The sequence below is a fragment of the Oceanispirochaeta sp. M1 genome, from assembly GCF_003346715.1.
GTDB lineage: Bacteria > Spirochaetota > Spirochaetia > DSM-2461 > DSM-2461 > Oceanispirochaeta.
The window spans coordinates 1-7,292 of record NZ_QQPQ01000083.1 but is presented as its reverse complement, the minus strand read 5'-3'; the positions used below and the strand labels follow the sequence as shown (position 1 = coordinate 7,292).

The following is a 7,292-nucleotide window of genomic DNA, read 5'->3' as shown; positions in this document are numbered from 1 at the left end:
GTTCTATTGGCGTAGAGAGCATCTTCTTTTTTTTTCTGTCAACGACAGGAACTTCATAAAGTCTTCAAATAATACTTCATCCTGTCAAGTTTGTGAATAATCCGGAAACGTCAGCTGGCGGGGAACAGCGTCCACTGATATTCGATTTTTTTGAGGATGCCAGTGTACTGGAAATAGAGGACCAGTTCCTTTTTGGTAGTGAAATTATGGTTGCTCCAGTCTATAAAGAGTCTCTGAGAGAACGGGAGGTGTATCTGCCATCTGGTTTTAGCTGGGTTAATGCCCCTACACAGCTGAGTCCTTTGAAGGAGGGCAGACGCTGAGTGTTAAAGCTCCTTTAGGAGACGTTCCAACCTTCCTCCGGAAGGGCAGTGAGCTTCTACTCCTGTATGATATCTTGAAATAGACTGTTTAAAATGAGCCGTAATTTAGGCGATGTTTCTCCCTGTATTCAGTGGGGGAACATCCCGTATACTTCCGGATACAGGATGAAAAATACTGACTACTGGAATAGGAGCAATCGAAGGCTATTTCTGTGATAGATTTTTCTGTTTCACGAAGAAGGGCGCAAGCCCTCTGACAACGAAGTTGATTAAAATAATCACCAGGGGGAAGTCCTTTTTCCTTGAGGAATAGTTCATAAAAACGTGTTTTTCCTAAGCCTGAAGAATCAGCTATCTGATCAATTTTCAGGTTCTTATTGATGTGTTCTTCCATAAACAGGCAAGCTCTTTTAATTGGGGAGCTCTCATCCTGTTTTTGAGGATTCATAAAACAGGAAAGGGACCCAATTAATATTTGAAGAATAAGAAGCCGCATTTCATGTTGTATAAATAGAATAGTCTTGCTCCTGCCTGAATCCTTCAGCAGCACAGCAAGGTCAACACAGTATGATCTTGTCCGGGAATCAATTGAGACTGTGCCCTTATCAATTTTTTTCCAGAGTCTATTGAATTCTGTCAATTCTTCACTTGTCATTCCAGTACATGTTTCTGCTCCATCAGATTCAAGATCAAATACAATATAGAGCAGCTCTCCCGGACCAATCAGGCTGTCATACCCTCTATGGGTGACCTCGGGAGGAGTCAGTCCAAGATCTCCTCCACAAAGCCTGAGCCATTGAATTTCTGTTTCATTCCTGATTTCCCAGATAAATTCTCCGCTATAGGCATATGTAAGTTCAAAGCCCTTATTCTTGTGCCAGGGTAGGTTTCTTGCAGTACGGGAGCTATTGATTCCAAGTTCTTTTATAATGGACATATCTAAAAGCTTTAAATCCGGTTGTAAGTATTTCCGATCCTTTATCATATTCAATGATTATACATGTATAAAATCTTCCGGTAAATAATATTGGAAGCGATTCAATTCTACATATTGTATCCTGTTTCTCGAGAGGGAGGATCTAATGAATAAAAAGGATATAAAGATCATCAGAGATTTAGCTAAACGTGTCAAAGCGGCAGCTGATGATCCAAGGCAGGAAGAACAGAGGGAACTCTGGAGACAGCATAATTCTCTGCAGTCACTGCATCCATTAATATCAATATATCCCGAAGGTTCGTGGCAGGAATTAATTCCGGCAAGTGCCCTCAACTGTGAGGATTCTGACTTCAGAAATATTGAAGAGGCACTTCTTCAGACTCTTTATTATCATGAGACCATGTCTGATGATCAGCCTGTTGAGGCTCTCTGGGAGGTTCCCAAGAAGATTGAATCAAGCGGTTGGGGCATTGAGGGCCGGGAAATAAACAGTAGCGATTCTCGTGGGGCATGGCACTTTGATCCAGTCATATTTGATGCAAAAGATCTCAATAAAATTAAATCACCCATCATTCATTTCAATGAAGAGGAAACAGAACATAACAGAATAATGATGGAGAATCTTTTTGACGGTATCCTGCCCGTTCAGGTCAAAGGGGTAAATAGAATCGATTATCATCTGCTGAGTCAGTATACGAAATGGAGGGGACTGGAAGAGGTCATGATGGATATGTTTCTTAATCCGGAGATGCTTCACGATGCAATGTCAATTCTTTGTGAAGGCCATAAACAGATTCTAAGGCAGTATCTGGAACAGGATCTTTTGGAGCTGAATAATGATGGGACCTATCACAGTTCCGGTGGGAACGGGTATCTCCCTGTAGAAAATTCGGCATCGAAACCTTCTGACAAGGTTCTTCCCATACATCTGTGGGCCAGCTCAGAGTCTCAGGAACTGGCTCAGGTGGGACCGGAGCAGCATGCTGAGTTTGCCTTGCCCTATGAAAAGGAGCTTTTAAAACCCTTTGCACTATCCGGATACGGATGCTGTGAAGACTTAAGCAATAAAATGGACGATGTATTTGAGATTGAGAATCTTCGGCGTATTTCTATCTCTCCCTGGGCCGATGTAAAGAGTTGTGCGGAACAACTGAAAGGGGATTATATATATTCCTGGAAACCTCAGCCGGCTAATCTGGTGGGAGAGTTTCAACCCGAACTTGTGCGGTCATACCTCCGGAATACGGTCGAGACGGCACTGGAACACGGATGTGTACTGGAGATCGTCCTCAAAGACACTCATACCTGTCAGAACCATCCCGAACGATTTACTCAGTGGCTGAAAATAGCCAGGGAAGAAGTATCTCTGGCAATGGATAAATATGGTATATAAAAGTTCATATTATAATTTATCAGTTTCTCTATTTTAATAAGCTGGATACATAGGCTAGTTTTTCCCTGCTTACTCCCGGAGGACAGCTGTCACTGTTAGCCAGAATAAATCTTTTTCCTTTTAATTTCTTCGAAAGGAGACTAACTCTCTCTTTCAGTTCCTGCATGCTGCAGCTCTCAAAGAAGACAGGTTCGATACCGCCGATGATGGCTATGTTTTCGGGCAGGGCTGTACATACATCTTCAAACTCAATGTTTCCCGTAGGGGGAGGGGAAACAGATTCAATGACATCAATTCGGGAGCCGGCAATCAAAGGTACAAGATCTTTGAGGTGCCCGCAGGCATGCTGTATGTATTTTTTTCCGGATCTGTGCAGGATGTCGCACCAGGTATTAATTTCGGGGAGAATGTAATCCTCATAGAAACTGGGACTGATATTCGTTGTGGATGTATCCTCCCAGGAGATGAAATATTCTGCATCACAATCTACGGCAAGTTCTGCCAGACAGGATGATTTCTCGTGCATCAGATTCAGGCAGGCCTTCATTTCCTCAGGATAGTCCATCATCTTGTAGACAAGCTCCTCCGTTCCAAACCATTGTTCCACAAAGGATTGAAAGGAGCTTTTCTGCTGCAATCCAAGTAGTGGTGCCACCAGACCACGGTCTCCCCATTTTGATATCAATGCATTTAGTTCCGGGGCATTGGATTCAAGTTCCATATTCTTCTGCAGCCAGGTAAAGACTTTCAGATCTTCCAGTGTTTTCACAGGATGCTCAGATATAAACCAGCTATTCTGAGAAAATTTATGAACCATTTTTAATGCACCGATGGGTGTTCTGAATGTCGTTTCTTGAATATTACCGTTCTGCTTCTCAGTAATTTCACAGTTCCTGTACTTTATTTTGACAGGCAGAACCTGATCGGCTCCTCTTAGAAAGGGATCTGCTCCAATTTCTTCAAGATAGGATAATTGACCCCTCTGCTGGATTTCAGTGGATTGATATTCCCAAAAATATGCCAGAAAGGGAGACCAGGGTATGCGGTCTACCTCCTTACCCTTTAGAGAGTTGACTATTCTTTCCCTTGACTGCATATCTGCCTCCCATACTATTTTATGTATGTATTATATCACCTTGGCTATGCTTTAAAATGGACATAAATAGCATTTATATGTAATATAACACCATGGGTGACTTGGGTGTAATAAATATAGATTTTGCTCACTACTATGAATGTCCACCAGAGTGGTACTGGATTCCTGAAAACAATAATTGGTCGGGGCTCCATCTCTGGCTGGTTATAAAGGGGAGGGGAGAGGTTCAGAAAGAGAACATAAGCTATGGGCTTGAACCGGGAGTCTGTATGCTGTTCAGGATGCAGGACAATTACATGGTGACCCAGAATCCTCTGTATCCTTTAAGCGTTTACGGCATCAATATCTCTGTCAATGAAAGGATCGATGAACTCCCGGAATATGTGTTCTTGGAGGATTATGCACTACTGAAATCACTTATGCGCCGGCTTGTTGATTTGCATAACATGGGAGATACTTTCTCTGAAGAATCGATGATAATGATCAGAGCTGCTCTGTGTGAGTTCAAACTTTCTGCCCATAAGAACTTCGGTCTTCCCGATTACAGCGATGCCCGGTTAAACAACTTCGTATATCAGGTCCGTAAGAATCCCGGTTCTAAGTATACGATACAGGAGGTTGCGGAAGCTCTTCATTGTTCACCAAATCAGTGCATCAGGAGAATCAGGAAGTATACGGGCTTTACTCCCATTCAGCTGGTAAACAGAATAAAGATAGACAAGGCAAAACAGCATTTGATGGCTACAAGTTATTCTATCTCTGAAATAGCCGAAATGCTGGGATTCTGCGATATGTATTATTTCAGTAAGGTATTTAAACAAGTTACCGGTGTTTCTCCAAGTACATACCGATCGTGATGGCAAATATGACAGCACATCAATTTAATAAGCAATATTCATAGATTCTATTGAATGTAAGATTAAATCATTGATTCAAATTGACTAAATAATATCGCAAAAAGTGATATTCACATTGAATAAAAAATAGCTAAATACAATAATTATTTTATGACAGTGAAATCAAAAAAACGGTTAGTGGAGTCCTTGTCAGTTCATCCTCAGAGTCGAGAGGGTTTAGAGGATTGGCACCGTGTAATGAAGAAGAACACTTATATATCCTTGATCGAGATGCAGTCGTTGTTGTTGAAGTACTGACCCATGCGGAGTATTCGAAAAAATATGTAGAGAAGATGAGTCGAAAATGAGTTATGCATTGCCAAAAGAAGAAGAGTTTAATGCTTTCCTCACTGCACTTCAAATTCGTAGTGAATTAGATTATGAAGAAAGACTGAAGCAGGTTGAACGTCTTATGGATATGGTTAACGCAGGACAGCAGGAATTTACCCTTATGGTGGATTACATATCTAAACTTATTGAGGGCTATGAAGAGCTACACTATCCAATTGGAGAATCTACCCCTGCCCGAATGCTGGCTTTCTTTATGGAAGAGCATGGTCACAAACAATCTGATCTCACTGATGTAGCACAACAGTCTGTTATCAGTGATCTTCTCTCCGGGAAGAGAGAGTTTAACCTGAGACACATTAGAAAACTGGCTGAGAAGTATCATACTAATCCCACAGTATTTATTTGAGTTCTTGTTTATATTTAATCTCATAGTACGATCCAGATCATTGGCAAAGGGAGTATTGAGCTTCGCCACTTTGTAAGAGCACAATTCACAGTTTTAAATGACTTTATAAGAATTTATTCATTGTTATTATAGATATTCTCTTTGGATCAATATTCTTATATAAATATTTTTTAAATGCATATCTGTTACATGAAAATGCATTGACGGCTGAATCAGTAAGTGATAGAGTTTTCATGAGAGCGCGATCATGATTGTGGAGATAATGATAATTTATAGGGAGTACTAATGGTTAGGTTGGAAGATGTCGCAGATGATTCAGGTTTTTCCAGAGCAACTGTTTCTCGAGTGATCAATGACGAGAACTGTGTAAAACCTCAAACAGTAAAAAAAATCAGGGAATCAATGGAAAAGCTCGGATACAAACCCAATATGGTAGCGCGAGCTCTTTCCAGCGGCAGGAAGAATGCGGTAGCTGTATTACTTCCTGATGATATTGCTCATTATTACACGGACTTATTGAGAGGGGTCTCAGATGTTTCCCAGGATGCCTACTATCATACAATCGTAAAATCTATTTCTAAAATGAATCTTGCCGAAGACCTAATTTCTTCTAATATGGTTGATGGGTTTATCATCAGACATTCAAGATCCTTTGAAAAGTTTGATGATCTAATGAAGAAAATACGGGAAAATGATTTACCGGTAATATTTATAGGTAAACCTTTTCATGATAGTAAGTCTCCATCTGTTGTAGTTGATAATGTTGGCGGGGCGAGAAAACTGGCGCATCTTTTTGCTGAAAATAATTTTAAGAAAATTCTGTTCATTTCCGGCAGCAGTGATAATATTGACTCAAATGATAGAAAATACGGTTTTGAGATGGGGCTCTCCGAATATGGCTTCGACATGAATAATCTTGTTGAAGTAGAAGGAGACTTCTCTAAGGAAAATGGGTATCAGATTGCAGTGGAGTATTTAGGGGGAAAAGATTTTGATGCTGTTTTTGCAGCTAACGATAGAAGTGCTATTGGTGTTCTTTATTTTTTGAATGAACAGGGGATTAAAGTCCCCGAAGAGGTCTCTGTTGCTGGATTTGATGATGCTTTCTTTGCAGAATACCTATGGCCATCTCTCACAACTGTTAGACAGCCCATGTATGAGATTGGGATGACTGCTATGCATAATCTGCTGATGATGATTGATAAGAATCCCGCTGTTACTAATGAGGTGATTCTGCCGACCGAGCTAATCATAAGACAGTCCTGCAAGGTATGAAATAAGATAGTCCTCTTTCTTTTACTTAATCCCTTACCTAATTACAAGCTCTTCACTCAAGAGCTATATAGTCGAATGGTAGGCAGTTCAATCTATACATTCTCCGTTCTATTAGACCAAATAGAATTATACTCGATCTCTGAAGTTCAGTTATTGTAATACCTGTAGAGTTACACATTAATCTCTCACAGTCTCACATCCTTTCTGAAGCTTATATTTATGCAAATAAGATAACCGTTTAATTGTGGCTGCTCCTCTGGACAGTTATTAAAATAATTCGTGAGTTAGAACAATCTATAAAAGTTCGTCAGAATTATATAGGAATCAACAACCCAACCCCTAGAAACATTTGGTTTGGTGATTACCGACATTGCTAATGGGAAATGTAAGGCTCAAATAAGACCCTGAACAACTTGCCCCATTTACAATAAAATAGTGTTACTAAAATTGGCTTATACTTCTCATTGTTTCAAACTCAATGGTAAATAAGCGTTTGCTAGCCATTGGTTACCATTCTACTGCACCATGATATATATCCCAGTATATTGGTAACCGCTAATAAAGCCCCATCTACCAGTAACTGAGATTTCTATGCATTTTCTATTCTAAAGGAGTGGAAAATGAAAAGAAGAACATCAGAAGATTGGGATCACATAATCCGGGACTATAAAGAGT

At 40.3% G+C, this 7,292-nt stretch carries 7 protein-coding genes; 5 read left to right on the top strand and 2 right to left on the bottom strand.

Annotation, left to right across the window (positions count from 1 at the left end; translation table 11 throughout):
* The first annotated feature begins 92 nt into the window (after window positions 1-92).
* Window positions 93-323, top strand: a complete 231-nt coding sequence (locus DV872_RS25370) for a TIM-barrel domain-containing protein (RefSeq protein ID WP_158547184.1) — start codon at window positions 93-95, stop codon at window positions 321-323.
* An 88-nt stretch (window positions 324-411) separates the two neighbouring features.
* On the opposite strand, the gene DV872_RS25365 is transcribed toward DV872_RS25370, so the two are convergent.
* Entirely contained in the window at window positions 412-1,308 is an 897-nt protein-coding gene (locus DV872_RS25365) for a helix-turn-helix domain-containing protein (protein ID WP_114632773.1), read from the bottom strand.
* Window positions 1,309-1,405: 97 nt separating this feature from the next.
* Here DV872_RS25365 and DV872_RS25360 point away from each other — a divergent pair, with 97 nt between their 5' ends.
* Window positions 1,406-2,653, top strand: coding sequence for a hypothetical protein (locus DV872_RS25360; RefSeq protein WP_114632772.1), 1,248 nt, complete (start codon window positions 1,406-1,408; stop codon window positions 2,651-2,653).
* Between the two features lie 28 nt (window positions 2,654-2,681).
* Here the strand turns inward: DV872_RS25360 and DV872_RS25355 are convergent, their stop codons facing one another.
* Window positions 2,682-3,749, bottom strand: coding sequence for a uroporphyrinogen decarboxylase family protein (locus DV872_RS25355; protein WP_114632771.1), 1,068 nt, complete (start codon window positions 3,747-3,749; stop codon window positions 2,682-2,684).
* Window positions 3,750-3,841: 92 nt separating this feature from the next.
* Here DV872_RS25355 and DV872_RS25350 point away from each other — a divergent pair, with 92 nt between their 5' ends.
* The 3 genes from DV872_RS25350 (at window position 3,842) to DV872_RS25340 (ending at window position 6,617) form a co-directional block, all read left to right on the top strand.
* Window positions 3,842-4,606 carry an AraC family transcriptional regulator gene (locus DV872_RS25350; RefSeq protein ID WP_114632770.1) on the top strand — a complete coding sequence of 255 codons (765 nt, stop codon included), beginning with the start codon at window positions 3,842-3,844 and terminating at the stop codon, window positions 4,604-4,606.
* A 343-nt stretch (window positions 4,607-4,949) separates the two neighbouring features.
* Window positions 4,950-5,342 carry a type II toxin-antitoxin system HigA family antitoxin gene (locus DV872_RS25345; protein ID WP_114632769.1) on the top strand — a complete coding sequence of 131 codons (393 nt, stop codon included), beginning with the start codon at window positions 4,950-4,952 and terminating at the stop codon, window positions 5,340-5,342.
* Window positions 5,343-5,627: 285 nt separating this feature from the next.
* Window positions 5,628-6,617, top strand: coding sequence for a LacI family DNA-binding transcriptional regulator (locus DV872_RS25340; protein WP_114632768.1), 990 nt, complete (start codon window positions 5,628-5,630; stop codon window positions 6,615-6,617).
* Window positions 6,618-7,292: the final 675 nt, after the last annotated feature.